This is a genomic window from Phytobacter sp. SCO41 (assembly GCF_003073275.1).
GTDB classification, from domain to species: domain Bacteria; phylum Pseudomonadota; class Gammaproteobacteria; order Enterobacterales; family Enterobacteriaceae; genus Phytobacter; species Phytobacter diazotrophicus.
Genome location: NZ_CP027225.1, coordinates 4,090,399 through 4,115,588, shown reverse-complemented (window position 1 = coordinate 4,115,588; position 25,190 = coordinate 4,090,399). Strand labels below are relative to the sequence as shown.

General features: G+C 56.4%; 21 protein-coding genes. 6 read left to right on the top strand and 15 right to left on the bottom strand.

The window, feature by feature from the left end; genetic code table 11:
* Positions 1 to 116 precede the first annotated feature (116 nt).
* Positions 117 to 272 carry a Hok/Gef family protein gene (locus tag C5523_RS20135; protein WP_108701840.1) on the top strand — a complete coding sequence of 52 codons (156 nt, stop codon included), beginning with the start codon at positions 117 to 119 and terminating at the stop codon, positions 270 to 272.
* A gap of 77 nt (positions 273 to 349) precedes the next feature.
* On the opposite strand, the gene C5523_RS20130 is transcribed toward C5523_RS20135, so the two are convergent.
* The 5 genes from C5523_RS20130 to C5523_RS20110 form a co-directional block, all read right to left on the bottom strand.
* Positions 350 to 1,054 carry an ABC transporter ATP-binding protein gene (locus tag C5523_RS20130; RefSeq protein WP_041852211.1) on the bottom strand — a complete coding sequence of 235 codons (705 nt, stop codon included), beginning with the start codon at positions 1,052 to 1,054 and terminating at the stop codon, positions 350 to 352.
* A complete protein-coding gene (locus C5523_RS20125; RefSeq protein ID WP_108701839.1) occupies positions 1,041 to 1,877 on the bottom strand; it encodes an ABC transporter ATP-binding protein in 837 nt (278 codons plus the stop codon). The genes C5523_RS20130 and C5523_RS20125 overlap by 14 nt, the downstream gene beginning before the upstream one ends.
* Positions 1,870 to 2,703, bottom strand: coding sequence for an ABC transporter permease (locus C5523_RS20120; protein WP_079497972.1), 834 nt, complete (start codon positions 2,701 to 2,703; stop codon positions 1,870 to 1,872). The genes C5523_RS20125 and C5523_RS20120 overlap by 8 nt, the downstream gene beginning before the upstream one ends.
* Complete coding sequence (locus C5523_RS20115; RefSeq protein WP_041852208.1) at positions 2,703 to 3,725, bottom strand: ABC transporter permease; 1,023 nt, start codon at positions 3,723 to 3,725, stop codon at positions 2,703 to 2,705. The genes C5523_RS20120 and C5523_RS20115 overlap by 1 nt, the downstream gene beginning before the upstream one ends.
* A gap of 78 nt (positions 3,726 to 3,803) precedes the next feature.
* Positions 3,804 to 5,372, bottom strand: a complete 1,569-nt coding sequence (locus C5523_RS20110; RefSeq protein WP_041852207.1) for an ABC transporter substrate-binding protein — start codon at positions 5,370 to 5,372, stop codon at positions 3,804 to 3,806.
* A gap of 407 nt (positions 5,373 to 5,779) precedes the next feature.
* On the opposite strand from C5523_RS20110, the gene C5523_RS20105 reads away from it, so the two are divergent.
* A complete protein-coding gene (locus C5523_RS20105; RefSeq protein WP_155525416.1) occupies positions 5,780 to 5,932 on the top strand; it encodes a Hok/Gef family protein in 153 nt (50 codons plus the stop codon).
* A 71-nt stretch (positions 5,933 to 6,003) separates the two neighbouring features.
* Here the strand turns inward: C5523_RS20105 and C5523_RS20100 are convergent, their stop codons facing one another.
* From C5523_RS20100 to C5523_RS20085, 4 genes are read right to left on the bottom strand one after another with little or no spacing between them, the layout of a single operon-like run.
* Positions 6,004 to 7,515, bottom strand: a complete 1,512-nt coding sequence (locus C5523_RS20100; protein ID WP_108701838.1) for an FGGY family carbohydrate kinase — start codon at positions 7,513 to 7,515, stop codon at positions 6,004 to 6,006.
* A gap of 32 nt (positions 7,516 to 7,547) precedes the next feature.
* Positions 7,548 to 8,966: an L-fucose/L-arabinose isomerase family protein gene (locus C5523_RS20095; RefSeq protein WP_041852204.1), complete on the bottom strand. Its 1,419-nt coding sequence runs from the start codon at positions 8,964 to 8,966 to the stop codon at positions 7,548 to 7,550.
* A gap of 34 nt (positions 8,967 to 9,000) precedes the next feature.
* Complete coding sequence (locus C5523_RS20090) at positions 9,001 to 9,945, bottom strand: transketolase family protein (protein ID WP_108701837.1); 945 nt, start codon at positions 9,943 to 9,945, stop codon at positions 9,001 to 9,003.
* A complete protein-coding gene (locus tag C5523_RS20085; RefSeq protein ID WP_041852202.1) occupies positions 9,938 to 10,768 on the bottom strand; it encodes a transketolase in 831 nt (276 codons plus the stop codon). The genes C5523_RS20090 and C5523_RS20085 overlap by 8 nt, the downstream gene beginning before the upstream one ends.
* Positions 10,769 to 11,084: 316 nt before the next feature.
* On the opposite strand from C5523_RS20085, the gene C5523_RS20080 reads away from it, so the two are divergent.
* The gene (locus C5523_RS20080; RefSeq protein WP_041852201.1) at positions 11,085 to 12,038 is read left to right on the top strand and encodes a sugar-binding transcriptional regulator; all 954 of its coding nucleotides are present in this window, start codon (positions 11,085 to 11,087) and stop codon (positions 12,036 to 12,038) included.
* A 296-nt stretch (positions 12,039 to 12,334) separates the two neighbouring features.
* Here C5523_RS20080 and C5523_RS20075 read toward each other — a convergent pair whose 3' ends face one another.
* The 6 genes from C5523_RS20075 to C5523_RS20050 all read right to left on the bottom strand — a co-directional run bounded on the left by C5523_RS20075 (position 12,335) and on the right by C5523_RS20050 (position 19,600).
* Entirely contained in the window at positions 12,335 to 13,423 is a 1,089-nt protein-coding gene (locus tag C5523_RS20075) for an ABC transporter permease (protein ID WP_108701836.1), read from the bottom strand.
* 1 nt (position 13,424) lies between these two features.
* A complete protein-coding gene (locus C5523_RS20070; protein WP_172600676.1) occupies positions 13,425 to 14,951 on the bottom strand; it encodes a sugar ABC transporter ATP-binding protein in 1,527 nt (508 codons plus the stop codon).
* On the bottom strand, positions 14,951 to 15,559 hold the full coding sequence (locus C5523_RS20065) for a DUF2291 family protein (protein ID WP_041852199.1): 609 nt from the start codon (positions 15,557 to 15,559) through the stop codon (positions 14,951 to 14,953). The genes C5523_RS20070 and C5523_RS20065 overlap by 1 nt, the downstream gene beginning before the upstream one ends.
* 13 nt (positions 15,560 to 15,572) lie before the next feature.
* A complete protein-coding gene (locus tag C5523_RS20060; RefSeq protein ID WP_041852198.1) occupies positions 15,573 to 16,514 on the bottom strand; it encodes a D-ribose ABC transporter substrate-binding protein in 942 nt (313 codons plus the stop codon).
* 117 nt (positions 16,515 to 16,631) lie between these two features.
* Positions 16,632 to 17,294: an enterobactin synthase subunit EntD gene (gene entD, locus C5523_RS20055; protein ID WP_041852197.1), complete on the bottom strand. Its 663-nt coding sequence runs from the start codon at positions 17,292 to 17,294 to the stop codon at positions 16,632 to 16,634.
* Between the two features lie 50 nt (positions 17,295 to 17,344).
* The gene (locus tag C5523_RS20050; protein ID WP_041852196.1) at positions 17,345 to 19,600 is read right to left on the bottom strand and encodes a TonB-dependent siderophore receptor; all 2,256 of its coding nucleotides are present in this window, start codon (positions 19,598 to 19,600) and stop codon (positions 17,345 to 17,347) included.
* Positions 19,601 to 19,857: 257 nt separating this feature from the next.
* On the opposite strand from C5523_RS20050, the gene fes reads away from it, so the two are divergent.
* From fes to entF, 3 genes are read left to right on the top strand one after another with little or no spacing between them, the layout of a single operon-like run.
* A complete protein-coding gene (gene fes, locus C5523_RS20040; protein WP_369943595.1) occupies positions 19,858 to 21,072 on the top strand; it encodes an enterochelin esterase in 1,215 nt (404 codons plus the stop codon).
* A gap of 24 nt (positions 21,073 to 21,096) precedes the next feature.
* Positions 21,097 to 21,300 (top strand): MbtH family NRPS accessory protein, encoded by a 204-nt coding sequence (locus C5523_RS20035; RefSeq protein ID WP_108701834.1) that lies wholly within the window; start codon positions 21,097 to 21,099, stop codon positions 21,298 to 21,300.
* 10 nt (positions 21,301 to 21,310) lie between these two features.
* The gene (gene entF, locus C5523_RS20030; RefSeq protein WP_108701833.1) at positions 21,311 to 25,186 is read left to right on the top strand and encodes an enterobactin non-ribosomal peptide synthetase EntF; all 3,876 of its coding nucleotides are present in this window, start codon (positions 21,311 to 21,313) and stop codon (positions 25,184 to 25,186) included.
* The last annotated feature ends 4 nt before the right edge of the window (positions 25,187 to 25,190 follow it).

Here is a 25,190-nt window from a genome sequence, read left to right as displayed (position 1 = left end):
CATTTGCAGGGTTCAGAAAGGTGAAAGCCCCAGGAGATAGTGTTATCAACCTGAGGCTTACATCCCAACCCTGAACAAGTTGGATGTTAGTCTCTTTTTTGCACGGAGGCAACGACATGCTAACGAAGTACGCCCTGGTGGCGATCGTGGTGCTGTGTATGACAGCACTGGGTTTCACGCTGTTAGTACGCGACTCGCTTTGCGAGATGACGTTCAAACAACGGGATACGGAGTTTAAAGCTGTTCTCGCTTACGAATCGAAGAAGAAGTAGCTAACCTGAATTGCGGGGAGCCATCCCCGCAAATTCGCTTGTCAGGTGGGATCCTCACGCACCCAAACCCTTTTCACTTACCCCATACGGTGTTCGCCACGTGCCAGCGCATCCCGGTCAAAAAAGCGCTCGATTTTGCCGTTCGCCATAAAAGCAGCCCGGTCTGACATATGCGCGATGACATCGGCGTCGTGGCTAACCAACAGATAACTCATATTGTGCTGGTCTTTCAGACGGTTCAGTAAGTTGAGTATTTCTGCCTGGATCGACATATCCAGCGCTGAGGTTGGCTCATCAAGCAGAAGAATCTGTGGTCGCAACAGCAATGCCCGGGCGATCGCCACACGCTGACGCTGACCACCTGAGAGTTGATGTGGGTAGCGTCTGGCAGCATCCGCAGGAAGCCCTACCTCTTCCAGTGCCGTGCTGACGCGCTGGTCTACCGCTTTCTCACGGTGAATTTGTAGCGGTTCTGCGAGAGTACGATACAGCGTATGGTTGGGATGCAGTGAAGCGTACGGATCCTGAAAGACCATTTGTACATTGCGTCGCAATGCCCCCTGATAACGCGTGCCCGCTTTTATCTCTGAGCCGAAGAGTGACATTTCACCACGCCAGTCACGCTGCAGCCCTGCCAGTACGCGCATCAGGGTGGATTTACCGCAGCCTGATGCGCCAATCAGACTAAACGTCTCGCCCTGTTCGAGGCTAAAACTGGCATCACGGACGACGGTTTTTTCCCCGAAGCTTACTTCCAGATGGCGAATTTCAGCGATGACCATGGTCTGACTCCGTAAAGATTTGGCTGCGATCAAGTGTCGGGAGCATTTGTCCATAGGTCTGCGCCTGTGGTCGACAGGTCCACAGCGTGCGCGTGTAAGGATGCGTGGCATTGGGAAGTTCGCTGGCGGTCATTTCATCCACCTTTTGCCCCTGGTACATCACCAGCACGCGATGACAGTGCTGCGCGACCAGCGGTAAATCGTGACTGATAAGCAGCATGGCCATTTGCCGCTGCTCACACTGCGCCACCAGCAGTTCAAGGATTTGATTGCGCAGGCGCGCGTCGAGCGCTGAGGTCGGTTCATCCGCTATCAGCACCTGTGGGTCGTTAACCAGCGCGATGGCGATCATCACACGCTGGCCCATACCACCGGAAAGCTCTCCGGGGTAGCGTTGCAACACCGCCGGTTCCAGCTCCACGGCGCGCAATGCCTCGTTTATTTTTTCCAGCCGCTGTTTGTGGTTCAGACGCTGATGAAGCGTCAGGGCTTCGTCCAGTTGTGCCTGCACAGTTTGGACTGGATTAAGCGCATAGCGCGGGTCTTGCAGTACCATCGCAATGCCATTGCCACGCAGGGCGCGCCACGCTTTATTCTCCATGGTCAGTAAATCATGCCCGGATACGCTCAGCTCACTGGCGCTGACCTTGCCGGGTTTACGTACCAGCCCCATCAGGGCACGGGCGGTCATTGATTTACCGGAACCAGATTCGCCCACCAGCGCGAGGCGTTCATTGCCCAAGGTGAAACTCAGGTTATTGACCACGCGGGCGCCGGGATAATCAACATTAAGGCCCGATACGATAATCCGTTTTTCAGTCATGTTGTGGCTCCAGTACATCACGCAGGCCATCGCCCAGCAGGTTAAACGCAAGACTCGCCAGTAAAATGACCGCGCCAGGGGCTGCGGCAATCCACCATTGATCGAAGATGACTTGCATACCATCGGCGATCATGGCGCCCCATTCCGCCATCGGTGGGCGAGCCCCCAGGCCCAGAAAACCCAGTCCGGCGGCGGCAAGGATAATGCCCGCCAGGTCCAGAGCCAGACGCACAATCGCGGATGGCAGGCAGAGTGGCAGAATATGCCCCAGTAACAGCCGCCAGCCGCGAATTCCCATCATCTCAGCCGCTGCCAGGTAATCGCTGTGACGAAGTCGCTGGATCTCGCTACGTGCCTGACGCGCATAGGCAGGCCAGGTAGTCAGCGCGAGGGCGAGTGCGCCATTGACGAGGCCCGGGCCAAGCATGGCGACAAACGCAAACGCGAGGATGAGACGCGGCATGGACATGACCACATCGGTAAAGCGCATCAGAACGCGTTCCAGCCAGCCACCGTAATAGCCAGACAAAATACCGACCAGCAGGCCGGCAGGCAGCGTAATGAGGGTGACCAGGGCTACCAGCCCCAGCGCCGGACGCGTGCCATAAATGAGCCGTGACAGCAAATCACGGCCATAGCTGTCGGTTCCCAGCCAGTGTGTAGCCGAGGGCGGCTGTAAGCGCGACGCGGCATCCTGCCAGTTGGGGTCTTGCGGTGCCAGCCACGGCGCCAGAATGGCAACCAGTAGGAGTAACACCACAATAATCAATCCGCTAAAACCCGCAGGCGAATGGCGCAGACGGCGTAAAAAGAGAGTCGTCGGCATTAGCGAATCCTCGGGTCAGTGAGCCGTACCAGCATATCGGCGAGGTTATTTATCAGGACAAAGCAGACACCGATAACCAGTGTGCCGCCCATAATCGCCGTGGTGTCACCGGCAAACAGCGCGGTCGTGAGATAGCGGCCAATACCCGGCCAGGAAAAGACGGTCTCTGTCAGCACCGCGCCTTCCAGCATGCTGGTATAGGACAGCGCAACCACGGTCAGGAGCGTGCCGCGAATATTTGGCAGGACATGGCGCAGCATGATTGTCATCTCGCCAGCCCCCTTTGCGCGTGCCAGCAAGATATACTCTTTATTCATTTCGCCAAGGCAGGCCGAGCGGGTTAGTCGCGTAATGCTGGCCAGAGAATAGTAAGCAAGCAGGGTGACCGGAAGTACCATATGGCTAAGGGCATTTCTGAATGCCTGACTGTCACCGGAAAGCCAGGTATCGATAAGCACAAAGCCGGTCTGCGGGGTGACAGTGTACTGATAAATATCATCCAGCCTGCCGGGGCCTGCGCTCCATTGCAGGTTCGCGTAGAACAGCGCCAGCATTAACAGACCGAGCCAGAAGATAGGGACAGAGTTACCGAGCAGGGTAAAAGTGCGCACGGCCAGATCCAGCGGGGAACCGGCAAAACGGGCACATAATACGCCCGCGAGAATACCCAACGCGGTACCGATAACCAATGCCAGGGTAGCCAGTTCCAGCGTGGCAGGAAAGGCGGAGAGCAGATCCTGCAAGACGGGCTGTCCGGTGGCGCTGGCGGTGCCTAAATCACCGTGAGACAGGTCGAGTAAATAGTGCCAGAACTGCACGGGCAGCGGTTGATCCAGCCCGAGTTGGTGGCGGACCTGGTCATAGGTCGACTGGCTGGCATGGTCACCGACGATTTGCAGCACACGGTCAACGGGCGAGAGTGCCGAGAGTGAAAAGGTAACCAGTAACAGACCAAATAACGTCAGGGCGAGGGTTATCAGGGTCTGGATAACCCGTAACAGCCTGGGTGAGATGTGGGACATGACTAACTCTTAATGGCATCGTTCTTTAATGATGACCCTCTCTCGTAATGAGAAAGGGTCAACGGCGCAATCGCTAACTTACTTGGTTACGCGGTCATACCACACCATATCGGCATTTAACCCTTGCTGGTAGCCTTTCACATTATCACGTACCACGATTTGCGTTTTCCCTTGATCAACAAAGATATAAGGGGATTTATGCTGCAATTCTTGCTGCATTTTTTTGTAGAGCTCCAGACGTTTGGCGGCATCCGGCTCGGCAACGGCCGCGAGCGTGGCTTTGCTTAATTCAGGGATCTGCCAGCCATTCAATCCGGCAACCGTACTGGATTTCCCGTCATTATAGGCGAAGGCGCTGGCGTTGGAGTGGGCGTCAAAATAATCGGGGATCCACAGACGAATCGCCGCCTGATGCTGTTTGGCACGCACGCGGGCATAGACCTGGCTACCCGCAGCGGGTAACAGATCTACCTTCACGCCGCCCTGAGCAAAACTGGCTTGCATAGACTGGGCGATGGTAATGAACGGCGGTTTGTTTTCGACGTCCAGGGTGAAGTGCGCATCCTTAATGCCCGCTTTGGCGAGGATCTCTTTTGCTTTTGCCGGGTCGAATTTAAACGGGTTATCTTCCAGCGCGCCTGGCAGGCCGACTGGCAGGAAACTCTGGTGAACAAAATATTGCCCTTTCAGCAGATCTTTGGTGATGCCGTCGTAATCGACCAGCCAGCGTGCCGCCTCCCAGAATGCGGGATTGTTCAGCAACGGGTTCGCGCTGTTACCGGCGTTAAAGACCAGATAGTTCTGCTCAGCAGACGGAATACTCAGCACCTTAATGCCTTTCTTATCTGTCAGCGCGCTAATCTGATCGGCACCGAGATCGCGCGCCACATCGGCATCGCCCTGTTGAATTAACAGACGACGGGAAGCCGGATCCGGTACGTTTTTAATAATGATATTTTTCAGTTTGGGCGCGCCGCCAGGCGAAGTGGGATTGGCGTCCAGTACGATAGCCTGATGCGGTTGATAAACGCGCATTTTGTACGCGCCGCTGCCCGCAGAGTGCAGTTTTAGCCAGGCGTTACCAAAATCATTGTCTTTGACGTTCGCGCTGACCAGTTTCTCATCTACGATTGAGGCGATAGGCGTGGAGAGAATATTCAGTGCCACTGCCGGGCTTACATCCGCCGTCCAGTGCAACTGGATCGTATGATCGTCGATTTTCTTTAACTGGCTGGCGATATTGTCCGGTTCCCAGCCCAGGACGTTAAGAATAAAGGCCGGGGATTTGTTCATGGTGACCGCGCGGGTATAGGAGAAAATCACATCCTCAGGGCGCAGCGGGTTACCGGAAGCAAACTTCGCGTCACTTTTCAGTTTGATGGTCAGGGTTTTAGCGGCCGCATCGGGCTGCCAACTTTCTGCCAACACCGGGTTAATCTTTTCAGGGTTCTCACGATCCGGCTGGACCAGGCGCTCGTACAGGCTTGGAACGGTCTGGATACTGGAAAGCTCATTGGCTTCTGCCGGATCCAGGCTGACAATATCGTCCAGACCTTGTGCAACAACCAGGGTATCTGGCGGCGTTGCCGCATAGCTGGTGGCAGAGAGCAGCGTCATGATGACGAGAGGCAGCAGTTTTTTGGTCATATGAGATCCCTGTAAAGTTAATTTAGTGTCATTATTTTGTATCGCTAAAGTAGGCTGCTTCCGATTTTTCTTAAAGTTTAAATTCGTCTTTATTTATGCGCTTAAGGCATAAGCCAGATTATTTGGCTATGAAAATGGAGCCAAACAAAGATGAAAAAGCGGTGGGATTTTTAGCGTTTTTATGTTTTCTGAAAAATTGAGTTTAACTGGATATAAATACAGTTTTTCTTTCGTGCGAAGGGAATGAAGAGGTTAGGATGCTCGCGGGTGCCTGAGGCTTTCTGAGTCAGGCATTTGCAGGGTTCAGAAAGGTGAAAGCCCCAGGAGATAGTGTTATCAACCTGAGGCTTATCATCCAACCCTCGACAAGTTGGATGTTAGTCTCTTTTTTGCACGGAGGCAACGACATGCTAACGAAGTACGCCCTGGTGGCGATCGTGGTGCTGTGTATGACAGCACTGGGTTTCACGCTGTTAGTACGCGACTCGCTTTGCGAGATGACGTTCAAACAACGGGATACGGAGTTTAAAGCTGTTCTCGCTTACGAACCGAAGAAGTAGCTAACCTGAATTGCGGGGAGCAATCCCCGCAAATCATCTTGTCAGGTGGGATCCTCACGCACCCAAACTCTTTAGCCTGCCTGCGTTTTTTGTGTGCGGGCAAGCTGTACTGCGCTTTGCCAGTCATGCCAGCGTTTTTGCAATCTGTCGTGACGCTGTTCATCCGGTGTGAACGTCGCATGTTCGGGAAGATACTGGCGAAGCTGTTCTGTATCGATCTGCAACAGTGCCTTTCGTGCCAGCAGTGCCGCTCCCATAGCTGATAGCTCCGGGATGTCGCTGCGCATCACCGGGCAACCCAGCAGGTCGGCCTGATATTGCATCAGCCAGTCGTTCCTGGTAGGGCCACCATCGACCATCAGCGCTTTTAAGGCGAAATCGCCGTGCTGGCGCATGGCAACCACCACGTCGGCAATCTGGTAGGTGATCGACTCCAGCGCTGCGCGAACCAGATGCGCGCGCTTGACGCCACGGCTCAGGCCATGAATCAGACCACGCGCATCTTCGTCCCACCAGGGGGCGCCGAGGCCCGTCAGTGCCGGAACAAAATAGACGCCGAGTGTTGATTCCACTGAGGCCGGTAGCGTATTCAGCGCTTGCGCCAGTTCTGCTTCCGGCAGCTCGCTTAAGCCTGTGTTTTCCGCCATCCATGCCACTGCGTCGCCGGTATGAGGAATGTTGCCTTCCAGCCCGTACACCAGCCGTTCGCCATCATGCCACGCTACGGTGGTCGCCAGTGATTTCACGTCACACTGAGCGGAGACCACCGGAGCCATTACCGATGACCCCGTGCCGTAGGTCGCTTTCACACACCCGGCGGCGCCAAGGCCGTGGGCGAACAACGCGGCGTGCGAATCGCCGATCATCGCCAGCACCGGGATACCCTCCGGGATGGCGTCCAGCCCTTTGGTGTAGCCAAACAATCCACTGGAGGGGCGAATTTCCGGTAGCGCCTGACGGGGGATCTGGAAGAGTGTGAGCATCTCCACGTCCCAGTCGGCGGTATTAAGATTCAGTAACTGTGTGCGCGAGGCATTCGAGTAGTCGCAGCAAAATGACTCGCCCGCCGTCAGGTGCCAGAGCAGCCAGCTATCTATTGTGCCAAGACAAATTTCACCTTGTTCCGCCAGCCCCCGACTATTGGGCAGCGAATTTAACAGCCAGCGCATTTTGGATGCGGAAAACAGCGGGGCGACGGGCAGCCCCGTCACCGCTTTAATTTTAGCGTCCTGACCTTGCTCGCGCAGAGCATGGCAAAAATCTGCCGTACGTGAACATTGCCAGGTTATGGCCGGACCTAACGGCAACCCGCTTGCGCGATACCAACCAATGGCCGTTTCCCGCTGATTGCTGATCGCCAGCGCCGCTACTCGCTCGGGGCCAACCTGCGCAATCACCTCGCTTATTACCGCCAGTGACGCCTGCAATAGCGCTTCGCCAGACTGCTCTACCCAGCCCTCACGGGGTGTCTGGATGGTCAACTGGCGCGCGCTTTTCGCCACCACATTGCCCTGAGCATCCAGCGCGACGGCTTTGGCGTTCGTTGTCCCTTCATCAAGCGCGATGACAATATCTTTCGACATGGTATTTCTCCATCAGGCCCATGCGCACTGCATTACTGGTGCAGGTAAGTATCAACGCCGAGATAGCGCGTGAAGGCTTCATGCAGGATGGCGCCACTGGCCGCGTGGTTCATCGCCACGTGGTGCTCAAAACCGTTACGGCAAATATAGGTGAGCAACGCTTCCAGATGCGGAACCTGAATGACTGCGCGACAACCGACAGTATCCAGCGGATCGTCGACGGATTTGCCTTCGCCCACGTAGGCTTTGATTTCACCGGTTAAATCGTCAGTGCTCAGACGGAAATAGGTGAGGGGGCCGGATTTCAGGCGGCCATGCACCGCGCCACAGGTGTTCTCTTTACCCACGGTTGTACCGATGATGTCCGCGGTGCCCATATGCGGAGTTTCCAGGCTGGCGGCAGCGAAGTTACCGCAGTGAAACAGCACGCATTTGTCGCGATCGTCGCCAAAGTTGTTGTTCCAGTCGGCAATCGAGGCCGGGCTCATATTGGCGCTTGCCAGTGCGTACATAGAAAGCGCGCCCATCACGTCGACTTCACAGGCTGACGGCATCAGTTGACCGGACATCACGCTCATGATGGAGCAGACGTTAATGCCCAGGTTTTCCTGCAACGAGGTCCAGCACTGAATGGCCGTGGTGTCGATATCGTTGGCGATAACCCATTCGCTGATAACCACAAACAGCTTCGCCATGGTGACCAGTTTGTCGGCGGCGATACCGCTGGCATCGGCGTTATCCATCAGCAGACGGCGCTTCTCATCAACGCGGATATCGTCGTCACGCAGCAATTTGATACGGGTGAAGACTTCGGACAGATCCAGGGTTTCCACTGCAATGCCCAGGCGTTCGAGCAGTTTTTCGCTGTAACGTACGGTGTTGAAACCGGCCGGACGTGCGCCGATGGCCCCCACGCGAACGCCACGCATGCTGCTCACCACGCGGCAAATTTGTTCAAAACGTTTCAGATCCTGCTCGAAAACCTCGCCGCTCAGGGCGCAAACGTGTTGTGTTGTCAGGGTGAACGGGATGCCGTACTGGCGCAGGTTGTTGCACAGGGAGATCTTGCCGCAGAAGCTATCGCGACGCGTCGCCAGCCCCATCTTATCCAGGTTGTCCTCTTCCGCCTGGACCAGCACCGGGACGTTCAAGCCGGACAGGCGCAGGGTTTCCGCCACCGCTTTTTCATCGCCGAAGTTTGGCAGAAGCACAACCACGCCGTGAATTTCATCACGGTGGGCGCGGAACAGTTCGGCACAGATTTTGGCATCCTGGCGGGTTTCAACACCGCCGAGCTCGGTCTGGGTCTCATCAAGCATAATGGTTTTAATGCCAAGACGGCCAAACAGGGCGACCGCCTGTTCACGGGCTTCTGCCACCAGGTAGCTTGGGAAAAATCCGCGGTTACCAATAATCACCGCCATGGTCAGTTGTTGAGGAATTCGGGACATTGCTCTCTCTCCAGTAAGTTGTTCTTTATTATTCTTATTGCCGTGTCAGCAGTTCACGGGCGTTTTTCACCACACCTGCGGCATCAATCTCATGGCGCGCGCGGGTGGAGGCCCGATCGGCGGCGATCGCATATTGACCATCAGGGATACCGAGGCGGCGCAGCGGGATGCCGTGTCCGGCTTCTGCCAGTACTTCGGCGACCAGGCTGCCCACGCCGCCGTTGACGTTGTGCTCTTCAACGCTGACGACCGCTTTACAGGTGTTCAGTGCGGCCAGTAATTGCGAGGTATTACACGGACGAATAGACGGTACACTGATAACACAGGCCTCAATACCGGCTTCTGCCAGTTGTGTGGCGGCGGCGACAATTTCATGGACTGTCGATCCCATCGCCACCAGCGCAATGTCTTTCCCTTCGCGCAGCACATCAATGTCACCCGGTTTGAACTGATAACCTTCATCATGCAGCTCCGGCAACGCTTTACCATCGAGGCGGATATAGACCGGGCCGACGTGGTCCAACGCATAGTCAATTATTTGACGGCATTCAACAGGGCAGGAAGGAGCGTAAATTTCGATGTTGCCAAAACCACGCAACACGGAAATATCGTCGATGCTATGGTGCGTACTGGCCAGCGGGCCATAGCTGGCACCGGCATTCAGGCCAAACAGCTTCACGTTGGTGTTGTTGTAGCAAATATCTACTTTGATCTGTTCGTTAGCACGCGAGATCAAAAATGGCGCGGCATTACAGGTCACCGCAACTTTGCCGCCAATGGCAAGCCCTGCGGCGGCTCCCACCAGTGTTTGCTCGGCGATACCGACATTCACCAGGCGGCCTGGGAATTTCTTCATAAACGGTGAGATCTTGGCCGTGGAGGTGGAGTCTGCCACCACCGGCACCAGGTCTATCCCGCGGTCAACCGCGTCGATAAACGCATTCACCATCACCGTTGCGAGATGTTCGCTATTACTCATCTTTCAGTTCCTCCAGCGCCAGTTCAACTTCTTCACCTTTCGGCACCCGGTGGTGCCATTCCGGGCGTCCCTGAATAAAGGAGATGCCAGCGCCTTTGGTGGTGTAAGCAATCACGACGTGCGGTTTCCCCGCAGGCTGCAATCCTTCCAGCGTCGCCACCACGTCGGCCATATCGTTACCTTTACACTCGGTAACCTGCATGCCAAAGGCGCGCCATTTTTCATCCAGCGGATCGGTGTTCATGATCTCTTTGGTTGGGCCGGCCAGTTGAAGGCTGTTTTTATCGTTAATAATGATCAGGTTATCGAGCTGGTAATGGGCGGCGACCAGCGCGGCTTCCCAGTTACTGCCCTCCGCCAGTTCACCATCACCGGTGACGACAAACACCCGGCGTTTGCTGTTGCTGCGTTTGGCCGCCAGCGCGATACCGACCGCAACGGGCAGACCGTGGCCCAGTGCGCCGGTATTGAGTTCGATACCCGGCGTTTTATGTTTTACCGGATGGCCCGGCAGATGCGAATCGGGATGCTGATAGGTTGCCAGCCAGTCGACAGGGATAAATCCGGCTTCCGCCAGAATGCAGTAATACCCCCCCACCGCGTGACCTTTTGACTGGATGTAAATGTCGCGTTCATCGCTCTCTTTCAGTTCTGGCGAACAGTTCAGAATGCGGAAGTAGAGCGCAGTCAGCAGCTCAACCTGGGATAGGTCTGCGCCCGTGTGCCCACCTGCCGGGCTTTCGGCATTCAGCACGATGATGCGACGGCGTACGGCGCGTGCTTTTTTTTCAAGCTCCTCAACAGAGAGCGAAAACGGATTCATAGTCCACCTCTTGAATTTATAATCTAACTTGAATAAATATTCAATCAGGGTGAAAAAGCACACCTGCGCGCCCTTTTGCGGTCGATCCCACAAGGTTAAACGTCAGGTTGTAATTGCTTTGAATATATATTCACTACTGATTTATTATTCATGAGTAAAGATATGCCTTGTCCGGAGGTTTGTCTACGCCTTGTGAAAGCAAATTTGGAAGAAAGGAGAATAGGATCACATTTGGATCCTCCCGCCCGGTATTGCGCAGCTTGTTATCTATTCGGGTATGAATAAAAATGACAGGAGAGAATTGAAGGGGAAACCAATGTCAAAGCAGGATGAGCAGCGTTTGCTGGTGAAGATCGCCACGCTTTATTACAACGAGAACAAAAAGCAGTCAGAGATTGCCTCGCTGTTGAACTTGTCGCAGTCATTTGTCTCACGCGCACTGACGCGCTGTCAAAAAGAAGGGCTGGTGAAAATTACCGTGGTGCAGCCCACCAATATTTTTGTGTCGCTGGAAAAGGCCATTGAGCAACAGTATGGCATCCGTCAGGCAATTGTGGTGGATGTGGGGGAAAACGCCAGCAATGCGCAGATAAAACATGCCATTGGCAGTGCGGCGGCGCACTATGTGGAAACCCGCGTCCGCCCGGAAGACCTGGTGGGGATCTCGGCCTGGAGTAGTACCATTCGCTGCATGGTCGATGAAATGCACCCGCAAAATATCCGCGCCCAGGGTGTTATTCAGCTTCTTGGCGGGGTGGGGCCGAACGGCAACGTGCAGGCGACCATTCTGACTCAACAACTGGCGGAACATTTAGGCTGCCCGGCCTGGCTGCTGCCTTCACAAAGTATTGAGCACTCGGTTGAAGAGCGCGCACGGCTGGTTAATAGCCCGGATGTGGCGGCGGTGGTGGCGAAATTTGCCGAGGTCGATGTGGCGATTGTCGGGATTGGCGAGCTGGAGCCGTCACAATTGTTGAAAAATTCCGGCAACTACTACAACGAAGATATGCTGCATTTGCTCTCCGAACGTGGCGCGGTAGGGGATATCTGCCTGCATTACTACGATGCGTCGGGCAAACCCGTCCTTACCCAGGAGGAGGACCCGGTGATTGGCATGGAGCTGGAGCAAATTCGCGCCTGCCAGCAGGTTATCGCGCTTGCGGGCGGGCCGGAAAAGCACAATGCCATTCGCGGCGCGTTGCAGGGGAATTATATTGATGTCCTGATCACGGATTACGCCACCGCGCGTAGTCTGGTAAGCCACGGCTGACCTGGGTTACGCCGCCTCCGGGAGTCCCGGGTGCGCTGCGCTTACCCGGGCTACGACCGGTTTTCTTCCTCTCCCCCGGGGCGGAGGAATCCCCACAAAAATGCGAGTACGAACGGTCCCCTCTCCTCTTTGGGGTGTACGGTCCGGAGACATAGTGAACGCTTGTTCGGGGACATGGTAGACACTTACAACTGAGGCATAAGAACCCGTGAACGTGCCAGGGTGGTACACCGCCACCACCCTGGCGACCTTTTGTCGATATCTGAGGCCTGAAAAACCAGGCCAAGCCGATAAAACTACTTACTTTCTATCACTGCTTTTTGCGCAACCACCGCCGCTTTTTGCTGCATACGGTTCTGCATCTGATCGATGATGACCGCAACGATAATCACGATACCTTTAATCACCATCTGCCAGAATTCACTCACGCCCATCATCACCAGCCCGTCGGCGAGGAAGCCGATAACGAAGGCGCCGATCAGTGTCCCGAGCACGGTGCCGCGCCCGCCTGCCAGCGAGGTTCCGCCAAGCACCACCGCAGCGATGGCGTTCATTTCAAAGGCTGTACCGTTCGCCGGGTGGCTTGCCAGCAACTGTGCCGACACCACGATCCCAGCCAGCGCCGCACAGAACCCGGAAATGGTGTAGACCCAGATTTTGACCTGCCTGACCTTCACGCCGGAAAGCTCTGCCGCACGCTCGTTATCGCCGATGGCATAAACGTGGCGGCCAAAGGGCAGGCGACGCGCGACATAGGCAATCACCACCGCCAGCACGATCATCAGCCAGATAGCCCACGGAATGCCAAACAGCGTACCGGCGCCAATCTCATCAAAGCCGATATTGCCCAGCAACGGATTGCCGGAAAGCCCCGGAAAGGTTTGCCCGTCTGAGGTGAGCATCGCGGCACCACGCAGGACATACATCGTACCGAGCGTACAGATAAACGGCGCGACGTTATAGCGGGTAATTATCCAGCCATTCACCGCGCCAATTAAGCCGCCGATCAGCAACACCAGCGGCACAATCACCCAGACGCTGGGGAAAATGGCGATACCAAACATCGGCAGCACAATCCCTTTGGTGATCATCCAGCCGGCAATCATCCCGCACAGGCCCAGCGTTGCACCGATGGACAAATCGATCCCGGCCGTGATGATGACAAACGTAATGCCCAGCGCCAGGAAGGCGTTGATGGCGATATGTTTAATCATGATCACCAGGCTGCCCGTCGAGAGGAAGCCGGGTACCGTGGCGGTAAAGAAGCCAACAATCAGGAACAGTGCGATAAAGGTTCGCAGCTTTAACAGTAGAAGCAGAATGCTTTCGCGTGACAGCGATGCGCTTGCGCGCGGGGCCACCGCCACAGATTGTGTTGTTTTCATATCAGAACCCCTGAGCACTTGCCGTTACCAGCGCCGATTCTTCGGCCCGATCGCGCACGATATCGGCAGTAAGTTTGCCGCCGGACATCACCAGAATGCGGTCAGATACCGCCATGATTTCTTTCAGATCGGAGGTGGAAAAGACCACTGCGATCCCCTGTTCGGAGAGCTGCACCATCATGCGGAAGACGTCGGCTTTCGCTCCCACGTCAATCCCGCGGGTCGGTTCATCCAGAAACAGGACTTTCGGGTTGGTTAACAGCGAGCGACCAATGACCACTTTTTGCTGATTACCGCCGCTCAGCGCCTGGATTTCCACATCCGGCGTTGAGACCTTAATCGACAGATTGCCAATCGTGCTGGCCACCACCGCCTGCTCATCTTTTTGCGAAATGGTGATCCCGCGCTGCAACCGCCGCCACAGGCTGGCGATGGTCAGGTTGGTTGCCACCGACGATATCGGGAAGATACCGGTACGTTTGCGGTCTTCCGGTACCAGGCTCATCCCCATGCGGATACGATCCGCCGTTGCCAGCCGCTGCGGCACAGGTTTGCTGTCGAGCCACAGTTTGCCCAGGTAGTTGCGTTCGGTACCGAGCATGCATTCAAACAGCTCTGTGCGCCCCGCGCCCATCAGGCCGTAAATACCGACAATTTCCCCGCTGTGAACCTTAAAGGTCACATCGTCCACCACCGCATTGCCCGCGCTGTTAACGCAGGTGATGTGCTCCGCTTCCAGCACCGGCGCGCCAAAGGTACGGCCCGGTGCCAGGAAGTTGCTCACCGGATCGCTGCCCAGCATTTCGCGAACGATCCACGGGACGTCGATGTCGCACACTTTCGCTTCGGCCTGAAACTTGCCGTCGCGCAGAATGGTGATGACATCGCCAATGGCCATTAACTCTTCCAGACGGTGCGAAATATAGATAATCGACACCCCCTGGCGGGTCAGCTCACGGATCACGCGAAAGAGGATCTCCACTTCCGTTTTACTCAGCGCCGACGTGGGTTCGTCGAGGATCAGGATGTCCGCGTCTTCCGCCAGCGCCTTGGCGATTTCCACTAACTGCTGCTGGCCTACTTTCAGGTTGCCCACCAGCTCTTTCGGTGAAATAGGCTGGTCGAGACGTTTTAACAGCTCGGCGGTCCGTTTTTCCTGTTCCGCTTCGTTGATAGGCGCAATCCCTTTTTGCAACTCGCGTCCAAGGAAAATGTTCTCGGCGACGTTGAGGTTTTCAAACAGGTTCAGCTCCTGGTGCACCATGCCGATACCCAGTGCGGCAGCGGCACGGGTACTGGAAATCTGCACCGGTTTGCCGTTGAGTTCGATTTCACCCAGGCTCGGTTGCTGTACACCCGCGAGGATTTTCATCAGGGTGGATTTCCCTGCGCCATTCTCGCCGATGATCACATTCACCTTGCCGCGCCAGACGTTGTAGTCCACGTTGTCCAGCGCGATGGTGCCGGGAAAGAGCATCGAGATGCCGCGCGTGCGCAGAATAATGTCATCCACAGGTACATCGCTCATTACTGTGTCTCCTGTTTCAACTCCAGTGCCGCGGCATCTGTTGCCTTACCGCTCTTAATCGTGACGGCCATCAGCACAGTCGCCTGTTTACCCACCCAACTCTCATCCACTTTGGGTAAGTGCTTGATGGTTTCGCGGTTGTAAGCCCGTGATAACTGCGCAAATTGAACCTGGTTGGTAAAGTCTTCAAATTTAAAGCCTGTGGCATCGCGAATGGCATTGCCCTGGATAACCGGCCCGGTCTGCACTTCCAGCGGCTGGCCATTGAACGTAATGATCAGCTTTTGTTCACGTTCATTACTGACATCGACGCGTTCGACCTTGCTTGTCAGGTGAACAAACACGCTTTGTGGTTTGTCGCTTGTCGCCTTCAGTTGTGTGGTGAGTGCGGTGGCGTCCAACGCATGCTTGTGGGCGGCGTCGATGACGCGTTCTTGCCATGTTTGTTGCGCGATCTGCTGTGGGGTCATGTTATCGAAGCTGGCTTTCGCATTCGGATCGGCAGGCATTATCGGCTTGCCGTTTGCATCCAGATCCACCACTGTGCAGGCCGTCAGCAACAGGGTGGTGCACCCTACGAATGCAGCACCCCATTGTTTTAACGACATAACATCTCCGCTCTTACTTGCTCAGGTTGAACATTTTCAGTTTGCTGGCGTTGCTTTCGTCGATCAGCATGCAGTCCATAAGCTGTTTCTCTTCTTTCTGGGCTTTGCCGTTTTTCAGGAAGTGATCGGCCTGTTCGACTGCCATTTGCGCCTGTTGCCAGCCTGGTTGCAGAACGGTGGCTTTGATGTTGCCTTTATTGATGATGGAGTCACGCACGTAATCGCTGCCGTCAAAGCCAACCACAATGACGTTGGTTTTCCCGGCGGCTTTCAGCGCGGCTTCTGCGCCGAGCGCCATGGTGTCGTTACCGGAGATAACACCCACGATGTCCGGGTTGGTTTGCAAGATAGCTTCCATACGGGTGAAGGCTTCGGTCTGGCTCCAGTTCGCGGTCTGTTGCGCCACCATTTTCATATCCGGAAAATCATCCAGCACATCGTGGTAGCCCTGCGAACGGACGCTGGCGTTGGTATCAGACTGACGCCCTAACAGTTCGACATACTTGCCTTTACCGTCCAGCAATTTGGCGAATTTTTGTGCGCCCAACTGTGCGCCCTGATAGTTGTTAGAGACGATTTGCGCGACAGCAACGCCGGTTTTGTTGATTTCACGGTCAATCAGGAAAGCCGGTACGCCAGCAGCTTTGGCTTTTTCCAGCGGGCCGACGGTGGCGTCTGCGCCGGCGTTATCAAGGATGATCGCTTTCGCTTTACGGGCAATCGCCGTTTCGATCAGTTGGTTTTGTTTGTTTACATCATCATCATGGGAAGCCACGAGGGTGGTGTAGCCAAGTTCTTTGGCTTTTGCCGCCGCGCCGTCTGCTTCCGCTTTAAAGAATGGGTTGTCGTGTGAGGGGGTGATAATGGCGATCAGTCCGTTATCCGCGGCAAACAGCGAGCCGGAAGCGGCGATCAGGGAAGCCAGTACAGCAGATTTCAGTAGGGTCGTTTTCATCTTTTTCTCCACATTGAATATTTATTCAATAATGATTTATTATTCAAGTTAACGATAAAACGGCAATGCTGAACTGTCTATGGTTTGTGCAGCAAATTTCTTAAAAGGAGAAAACGATCACGATCCTGTAGGAATACCGCTCACCAGAGTCAGGATCTGTTCTGCATGAGAAATCCATGCAATATCGACGCACATCCCTGCGTGATGGCGGCTGAATTGCGCATTGATGCGCAGGGTGAGTGATCCGTCATTCAGGGCAATGAGCGGCGCGCTATGGAAGCCGGGAAAGGGAAAAGCAAGGGTGGAAAAGGCTTTGAAAAGACTCTCTTTTGCGGAAAAAGCAAGCGATAACCCCAGTTCAAAGGGAAGCGAGGCACGCTGTAGTAACGCGTATTCTTCGGCATTCACGATGCTTTCGGCGATCTCTTTACTCAGTTGAGGAGAGAATACGCTCTCAATATCCACGCCGACACAGGCAGATGAGACAACGGCGACAGCGGTCTGCCCGGCATGGCTGATGCTACCGTAAAGTCCGGCGGGCCAGAGCGGTTCGCCGCCAGCACCGATACCCGGCACGGCCTGATGACCATAATTTCGCAGGGCATGCACGGCGGCAATCCGCCCGGCCAGATGTTCGCTTTTACGCTTGCGTCCGGCGTTTGCCAGGCGGTCATGGTGGGGCAGCCACAACAGGTCGCGCTCTGCAAAGGTTGCGGGGTCGAAGGTGATGAAATGGACCGGGTGGGAATGAAGGGTAAGCGTGGAGTGAAGGATATCCATATTTCGCCTTACGCCCGCCCTCTCCCCGCAGGGAGAGGGAAGGTTAGTGCTTAAAAGTGGGTATTGATACCCATATACCAGGTGCGACCGGACTCGTTGTAGGTATTGGCACCTGCGCCGTACATCCAGCCGGTAGTGCCGCCGGTGCTCTGCGCGTTACCCATACGCCAGTGACGTTTATCAAAGACGTTGTCGACACCGGCGGTCAGGCTCACGTATTTGTTCACATCCCAGGTACCGCTCAGACCAACGATGCTGTACGGGCTGACTTCGTCCTTAGCAGAACCGGTCACCGGGTTACCCTGGTAGTCATATTTCTTCGGCTGTTGTTTGCCGTACCAGGTGAAGGTGGACTGCACGGAAACATCCTGCACAACCTGCCAGCTCAGCGTTGAGTTGAGGGTATATTCAGGGATGATCGACAGACGTTCACCGGTGGTTTTGTTCTTACTTTGCAGCATGTAAGTGACGTTGTTGCTCAGGGTTACCGCGTCGGTGACCGGAATGTTCAGCGTACCTTCCAGGCCTTCAACGACCGCCTTAGGTACGTTTTCCCACTGATAGATATCGGTTTTGGTGCTGCCGACTTTGGTCTGGCTTAACGGCGAATAGCCTGCTTCAATCTTGTTGCGGTAGTCGTTACGGAACCAGGTCACGCCCGCCAGCCAGCCTTCATGTTTGAACTCCAGACCAATCTCTTTGTTGATACTGGTTTCCGCTTTCAGGTCGTCGTTACCCATCATGTAGCAGCCCACGCCGGTGCCGCTGGCGTAACAGCCCTGACCCTTACTGTACAGAATGTAGTTCGGGTTGGTCTGGTACAGGCTCGGCGCTTTATACGCGCGGGCGATCCCCATTTTCAGGGTAAAGTCATCACCCAGACCTTGAGACAGGTTCAGCGACGGGCTCCAGTTGTTGCCGACCACTGTATGGTGATCGAAACGCAGGCCTGGCGTCAGCATGGTGGTGTCGGTCACTTCCATATTATCTTCGGCGAAGACAGAGAAGATTTCCGCGCTGGAGTAAGGGCTGCGGCCCGTGCTGGCGAAACCGGAAATCGGGCCGCCCTGCAGCGCCTGGGTGTTGGACGCCATATCCTTCATCCGCTGCTGGTTCCATTCGGTACCGACGGTAAGGTTCTGGTTGATCAGCAGGTCAAACGGCACGCTCACTTCGCTGTGCAGCATCACGTCTGCCAGATCGATATCTGAGAAATGGTTGCTGTTGAACAGGCCTTCCAGCCCGCCCGCCAACCCTTCGCCGAGACGTGAGTTGCGGGTGTGCTCATACTGTGCCCAGTTATTGGTGGTCACACCGTTATCCCAGCCGCCCGTCCAGTTGATGGAATAGTTCTGGCGATAGAGGCGGTTGGTCTCCTTGCCGTAGTTTTCCTTCACGTAGTTGTTGGTGCTGCTGTCGTTGTTGGTGTTCTGGGTGTCGCCCGCGTAGAGGTTCCCCTGGCGGCTGTAACCGGCCTGGAACTCCAGCGCTTGTCGCGGCGCGAAATCCCAACGCACGACGCCGTTAATATCTTTGTTCTCCACCCCTTCACGCCCTGCGGCCATAGTGTTGGAGTAGATACCGGTACGTTCAGACTGGTGATCCTGGTTAATGTCCCAGGCATCGGCCTGCGTTTTATTCAGGTTACCGTACAGACGGAAGCTGAAATCGCCGCCCAGCGGGCCGCTCAGGCTAAAGTCGGTACGTTTAGTCGCGCCTTCATCTTTGTGCTCAGGCGCATTGAAATAACTGTTCCATGAACCGTGCCATGCCTGATCGGTCGATTTTTTGGTGATGATATTCACCACCCCTCCCGCAGCACCATTGCCATAACGCGCAGCGGCCGGGCCACGAATAACCTCAATACGTTCAATCATGTCGGCCGGTACCCAACTGGTATCGCCACGGGTATCGCGCTCACCGCGCCAACCCTGACGAACAGAGTTACGGCTGGTGACCGGTTTTCCGTCGACCAGGATAAGGGTGTTTTCCGGCCCCATCCCACGGATATCAATCTGGCGGTTGTTACCACGTTGACCGCTGGTAGAGTTACCCGTCAGGTTAACGCCGGGCATGGTGCGGATGATTTCGGAAACGTCACGTGCGGGTGGGTTTTTGCGGATCTCATCAGCGGTGATGGTTGATACCCCTGGCGCCTGCAGATTTTGCTGCGCGGCGGTAACCACAATGGTGTCATCATTACTGGCTGTCTCGTTGGTCGTCGTCTCTGCCGCGAATGCGGGTAAAGCCACGCCGTAAATTCCCAGATTGACCAACAAGGTCAGGGAACGCATTTTGTTTTTCATTGTTTTTCCTGCTTTTCTTGCCGTATTCCCGCGCGATCCATCCCCAGACGGGTAAGAAACACGGCACGCCATTGCCATTCAAATGCGAAGGGGGCTCATCCTGAGAAAATCCGCAAAAGACGGCATTGTGATTATGAAAGACGCGCTCGCCAAAGCGCGACAATACGCTATTGCAAATGAAAATAGTTATCAATAATATTATCAATAATTGTTAATCTGCAAGCAAAAATTTCCACAGTGAATGTGAGGTTATAGCGTTGGCATTGATAGCGGGAAGCGAGGCCTGGTGGAAGGCGAAAACGGGGCCAGAATGGTGTCTGGAAAGTGATGGAAATTATCAGGTTACCTTCTGGTGGCGTGACCCGGCGGGTACCGAAACCACCTCCAGCACTACCCATGTCTGGATCTATATCACTGGCGTCACTGACCACCATCAGCAGGCGACGCCGCAGTCGCTGGCGCGCATTCCCGGAACGGATGTCTGGTGCTGGCAAACGCAACTGGAAGCAGGGTGGCGTGGAAGCTATTGCCTGATCCCCTCCGATGGCGCTGACGACTTCTCGCCGCAGGTGTTTGCCCAATTGCCGCCGGATCGTATGGCACTGCGCGAAGGCTGGCGCAAACTGCTGCCACGCGCGATTGCCGATCCGCTTAACCCGCATAGCTGGCGTGGCGGGCGAGGCCATCCCGTATCGCCGTTGGCGATGCCCGGTGCTCCGCATCAGCCAGGCTGGGATCGGCCCGATGCCGTATACACCCCGGCGACGGTGATGAGCTGGCATAGCCAACGCCTGAATAACCATCGCCGCGTGTGGGTCTACGCCACCGGCGATGACCCGAGCGCTGAGCGCCCGCTGGCGATACTGCTCGACGGTCAGTTCTGGGCCGAAAGCATGCCTGTCTGGCCCGCGCTGGCAGCCCTTACCGAACAGGGTTTATTGCCGCCTGCCGTCTATCTGCTTATCGATGTGATTGATACCACCCACCGCAGTCAGGAATTGCCCTGTAATCCCGATTTCTGGCTGGCGATTCAGCAGGAATTATTACCGCAAGTGCAGGCGATAACTCCCTTTAGCGATGATGCTGGCCGCACGGTGGTGGCCGGGCAGAGTTTTGGCGGTTTGTCAGCGCTCTATGCCGCTTTGCACTGGCCGCAGCGTTTTGGCTGTGTGCTGAGTCAGTCGGGTTCCTGTTGGTGGCCAACGCGCGACGGCCAGCAGGATGGCCTGCTTATCGAACAACTCAAACGCGGCGAGGTATCCGCGCAGGGGCTGCGTATTGTGCTGGAAGCCGGGGTGCGCGAGCCGATTATTTTCCGGGCCAATCAGGCCCTTTATGCCCAATTACAACACACACAGCAGACGGTTTTCTGGCGTCAGGTTGACGGCGGACATGATGCGCTTTGCTGGCGCGGCGGGCTGACCGCAGGGCTGATGACCCTCTGGCAACCTTTGACACGCGCGACGCAATAAGCGCAATTACGACAGGAGCCTGGTATGGAATGCAGCAACCCCTTCGATAATCAGCAGGGGCAATTTTTTATTCTGCAAAACGCGCAGCAGCAGTTCAGCCTGTGGCCACAGCAGTGCGCGCTTCCGCAAGGATGGCGCATGGTATGTCAGCCCGCCTCGCAGGAGGTGTGTAACGCCTGGCTCCACGCCAACTGGCAGAGTTTAACCCCGGCGCATCACGCCTGCTAAGGAGACGCGAATGACCACACGTTTACCCCTCGTGGCCGCGCAGCCTGGGATCTGGATGGCAGAAAAACTCTCCACGCTGCCCAATGCCTGGAGCGTGGCCCACTATGTCGAGCTGGACGGCGAACTGGACGCACCGCTACTGGCGAAGGCCATCAAAGAAGGCCTGGCCCAGGCTGATACTTTGCGTATGCGCTTTACAGAAGACAATGGCGAGGTCTGGCAGCAACTGGACGATGATAGCGTGTTTGCCCTGCCGCAGATTATTGATGTTCGCCATCATGCCGACCCGCATGCGGCCGCGCTGGCATTAATGCAGACCGATCTCGCGCAGGAGCTTCGCGTGGACAGCGGCAAACCGCTGTTCTGCCATGTGCTTATTCAGGTCGATAACCACCGCTGGTTCTGGTATCAGCGTTATCACCATTTGCTGGTAGATGGCTTTAGTTTTCCCGCCATTACCCGCCAGATTGCCGCCATTTACCGTGCCTTGCGTGCGGGTAACGCCATTCCCCCAACACCCTTTACCCCCTTTGCCGGGGTAGTGGACGAATATCAACGCTACCGGGAAAGCGACGCCTGGCAGCGTGACAAAGTCTTCTGGGCGGAACAAAAACGCATATTACCCGCACCGGCTTCCCTGTCACCTGCGCCACTGCCGGGCCGTGCGGCGACGACCGATATTCTGCGTTTGTCATGTCGCCTGAATACCGCCGCATTCCGTCGCCTGACCCAGGCGGCGAACCAGTGCCAGTCAGCCGATCTGGCGTTAGCGCTGGTGGCGTTGTGGTTAGGCCGACTCTGTGGGCGGCTGGATTATGCCGCCGGGTTTATTTTTATGCGCCGGATGGGCTCAGCGGCGCTGACCGCAACCGGGCCGGTGCTCAATGTGCTGCCGCTGGGCGTGCATATCGAGGAGACGCAAACCCTGGCGGAACTGGCCAGTGCCCTTGCCGGGCAACTGAAAAAGATGCGCCGTCATCAGCGTTACGATGCCGAGCAAATCCAGCGTGATGCCGGACGCGCTGCCGGGGATGAGCCGCTCTTTGGCCCGGTGTTTAACGTCAAAATGTTCGATTACCTGCTGGATATTGACGGGATTGCCGGACAAACCCATACACTGGCGACAGGCCCGGTCAACGATCTGGAGATTGCGCTCTTTCCGGACGAAGAGGGCGGCCTGACGCTGGACGTGCTGGCTAACCGCAGCCGCTACGATGAACGCGTGCTCAATAACCATGTCGCCCGCTTGCACAGCCTGTTGAGCCAGTTTGCCGCGAACCCGGCACTGCGCTGCGGTGAGGCGCAGTTGATCTCCATTGATGAGTGGCAGAGTATCGAAAAAATTAACGATACCGGCATGATGTTGCCAGCCACAACGCTGAGCCAATTGGTGGCCGAACAGACGGCAAGAACGCCGGATGCTCCGGCGCTGGCCGATGCGTGCTGGCAATTAACCTACCGGGAGATGCGTGAGCAGGTGGTGGCGCTGGCGCAACTTCTGCGTGAGCGCGGCGTTAAACCTGGCGACAGCGTTGCCGTCGCGTTACCGCGCTCTGTGTTTTTGACGCTGGCGCTGCACGGCATTGTTGAAGTCGGGGCTGCCTGGCTGCCGCTCGATACGGGTTACCCGGATGAGCGGCTGCACATGATGCTGGAAGATGCCAGGCCGCGTCTGCTTATCACCTCTGATGACCAGCTTTCACGTTTTAGTGGTCTGCCTGGCCTGAATCACCTTTGCTACAGCGCACCGCTGGCGGTGACGGGCGGCGAACCCCTGGCGCTGTCCCGCCCGGAACACACCGCCTATATCATTTTTACCTCGGGGTCTACCGGGCGACCGAAAGGGGTGATGGTTGGGCAGACCGCTATCGTCAACCGTCTGTTGTGGATGCAAAACCACTATCCGCTGAACGCGCAGGACGTCGTGGCGCAAAAGACGCCGTGCAGCTTTGATGTCTCCGTGTGGGAGTTCTGGTGGCCGTTTATTGCCGGCGCGCAACTGGTGATGGCGGAACCGGAGGCACACCGCGATCCGCAGGCGTTGCAACGCTTCTTCGCCCGTTTTGGCGTGACCACCACGCACTTCGTGCCGTCCATGCTGGCTGCGTTTGTTACATCGCTGACGCCAGAAACGGCGCAAGCAAACTGCCGCACATTGAACAAGGTCTTTTGCAGCGGCGAAGCGCTTCCGGCGGCCCTGTGCCGCGAGTGGCAACAACTGACCGGCGTGCCTTTGCATAATCTTTATGGGCCTACAGAGGCCGCCGTCGATGTGAGCTGGTATCCGGCGTTTGGCGATGCGCTGGCGGCGGTGAAGGGCAACAGCGTACCGATTGGCTACCCCGTGTGGAATACGGGTCTGCGTATTCTGGATAGCATGATGCAGCCGGTACCGCCGGGTGTGGCGGGGGATTTGTACCTGACCGGTATTCAACTGGCGCAAGGCTATCTGGGGCGACCGGATCTTACCGCCAGCCGCTTTATCGCTGACCCCTTTGCGCCCGGCGAGCGTATGTATCGCACTGGTGATGTGGCGCAATGGCTGGAGAATGGCGCGGTGGAATATCTGGGCCGCAGCGACGATCAGCTAAAAATTCGCGGCCAGCGTATTGAGCCTGGTGAAATAGACAAGGCGTTACAGACACTGACAGATGTCGCGCAGGGCGTCGCCCATGCCTGCGTGCTCAATCAGGCGGCGGCAGGCAATGGTGATGCGCGCCAGTTGGTGGGCTATGTGGTCTCAGAGAGCGGTCTGCCGCTGGATCTCACCGCGCTGCGCGAGCAACTGAGTACGCAGCTACCGCCGCATATGGTGCCGGTGGTGCTGCTGCAACTCAGCGAGCTTCCGCTGAGCGCCAATGGCAAGCTCGACAGAAAAGCGCTGCCTCTGCCTGAGCCCGCGCGTGAGCAGGTCGGTCGGGCGCTGAATCCGGGCGTGGAAGTGCAGATTGCACAGGCTTTTTCCGCGCTGCTCGGCTGCGAGGTTCAGCACGCGCAGGCCGATTTCTTTGCCCTCGGCGGTCACTCTTTGCTGGCGATGCGCCTGGCTGCACAACTGAGCCAGACGTTTGCGCGCCCGGTGACGCCGGGGCAGGTTATGGTAGCCTCAACGGTCGAGAAACTGGCGGTCTTGCTGACGCAAACACAGGCCGATAGCCAGCTTGGTCTGCAAACCCTTCTGCCCTTGCGTGATGGCGACGGGCCGGTGCTGTTCTGTTTCCATCCGGCTTCTGGTTTTGCCTGGCAGTTCAGCGTGCTGGCGCGCTATCTCTCGCCGCGCTGGGCGATTATGGGTATCCAGTCTCCGCGTCCTGATGGGCCGATGCAGCAGGCCGCCACACTGGATGAGGTGTGCGAACACCATCTTGCGACACTGCTTGCACAGCAGCCACATGGGCCTTATCACCTGTTTGGTTATTCGCTGGGCGGAACCCTGGTGCAGGGGATTGCCGCCCGGCTGCGGGCGCGCGGGGAAACGGTCGCATTTTTAGGGCTGCTGGATACCTGGCCGCCGGAGACGCAGAACTGGGCGGAGAAAGAGGCCAACGGGCTGGATCCTGCCGTGCTGGCGGAAATCGAGCGCGAGCGACAGGCGTTTCTGGCGGCGCAAAAAGGACAGGCCTCGACGGAACTGTTTGCCGCGATTGAAGGAAACTATGGCGATGCGGTACGTCTGTTGACCACGGCCCACAGCGCGAAATTTGACGGTAAAGCGACGCTCTTTGTCGCCGAACGCACGCTGACGCCGGGGATGGATCCACAACAAGCCTGGTCGCCGTGGGTGAGTGAACTGGAGGTTTATCGTCAGGATTGCGCCCATGTGGATATCATTTCCCCGCAGGCGTTTGAAGCGATTGGCCCGGTTGTGCGGGAGCTGTTGGGGTAGGGGG

Bases quoted from the DNA above. Each gene is read 5' to 3' on its own strand.
- C5523_RS20075 (WP_108701836.1), bottom strand. From the start codon at position 13,423: ATGAAAACAACACAATCTGTGGCGGTGGCCCCGCGCGCAAGCGCATCG.
- C5523_RS20085 (WP_041852202.1), bottom strand. From the start codon at position 10,768: ATGAATCCGTTTTCGCTCTCTGTTGAGGAGCTTGAAAAAAAAGCACGC.
- C5523_RS20105 (WP_155525416.1), top strand. From the start codon at position 5,780: ATGCTAACGAAGTACGCCCTGGTGGCGATCGTGGTGCTGTGTATGACA.
- C5523_RS20110 (WP_041852207.1), bottom strand. From the start codon at position 5,372: ATGACCAAAAAACTGCTGCCTCTCGTCATCATGACGCTGCTCTCTGCC.
- C5523_RS20065 (WP_041852199.1), bottom strand. From the start codon at position 15,559: ATGTCGTTAAAACAATGGGGTGCTGCATTCGTAGGGTGCACCACCCTG.
- C5523_RS20130 (WP_041852211.1), bottom strand. From the start codon at position 1,054: ATGGTCATCGCTGAAATTCGCCATCTGGAAGTAAGCTTCGGGGAAAAA.
- C5523_RS20135 (WP_108701840.1), top strand. From the start codon at position 117: ATGCTAACGAAGTACGCCCTGGTGGCGATCGTGGTGCTGTGTATGACA.
- C5523_RS20100 (WP_108701838.1), bottom strand. From the start codon at position 7,515: ATGTCGAAAGATATTGTCATCGCGCTTGATGAAGGGACAACGAACGCC.
- C5523_RS20070 (WP_172600676.1), bottom strand. From the start codon at position 14,951: ATGAGCGATGTACCTGTGGATGACATTATTCTGCGCACGCGCGGCATC.
- entD (WP_041852197.1), bottom strand. From the start codon at position 17,294: ATGGATATCCTTCACTCCACGCTTACCCTTCATTCCCACCCGGTCCAT.
- C5523_RS20125 (WP_108701839.1), bottom strand. From the start codon at position 1,877: ATGACTGAAAAACGGATTATCGTATCGGGCCTTAATGTTGATTATCCC.
- C5523_RS20095 (WP_041852204.1), bottom strand. From the start codon at position 8,966: ATGTCCCGAATTCCTCAACAACTGACCATGGCGGTGATTATTGGTAAC.
- C5523_RS20060 (WP_041852198.1), bottom strand. From the start codon at position 16,514: ATGAAAACGACCCTACTGAAATCTGCTGTACTGGCTTCCCTGATCGCC.
- C5523_RS20090 (WP_108701837.1), bottom strand. From the start codon at position 9,945: ATGAGTAATAGCGAACATCTCGCAACGGTGATGGTGAATGCGTTTATC.
- C5523_RS20080 (WP_041852201.1), top strand. From the start codon at position 11,085: ATGTCAAAGCAGGATGAGCAGCGTTTGCTGGTGAAGATCGCCACGCTT.
- C5523_RS20120 (WP_079497972.1), bottom strand. From the start codon at position 2,703: ATGCCGACGACTCTCTTTTTACGCCGTCTGCGCCATTCGCCTGCGGGT.
- C5523_RS20050 (WP_041852196.1), bottom strand. From the start codon at position 19,600: ATGAAAAACAAAATGCGTTCCCTGACCTTGTTGGTCAATCTGGGAATT.
- C5523_RS20115 (WP_041852208.1), bottom strand. From the start codon at position 3,725: ATGTCCCACATCTCACCCAGGCTGTTACGGGTTATCCAGACCCTGATA.
- C5523_RS20035 (WP_108701834.1), top strand. From the start codon at position 21,097: ATGGAATGCAGCAACCCCTTCGATAATCAGCAGGGGCAATTTTTTATT.
- entF (WP_108701833.1), top strand. From the start codon at position 21,311: ATGACCACACGTTTACCCCTCGTGGCCGCGCAGCCTGGGATCTGGATG.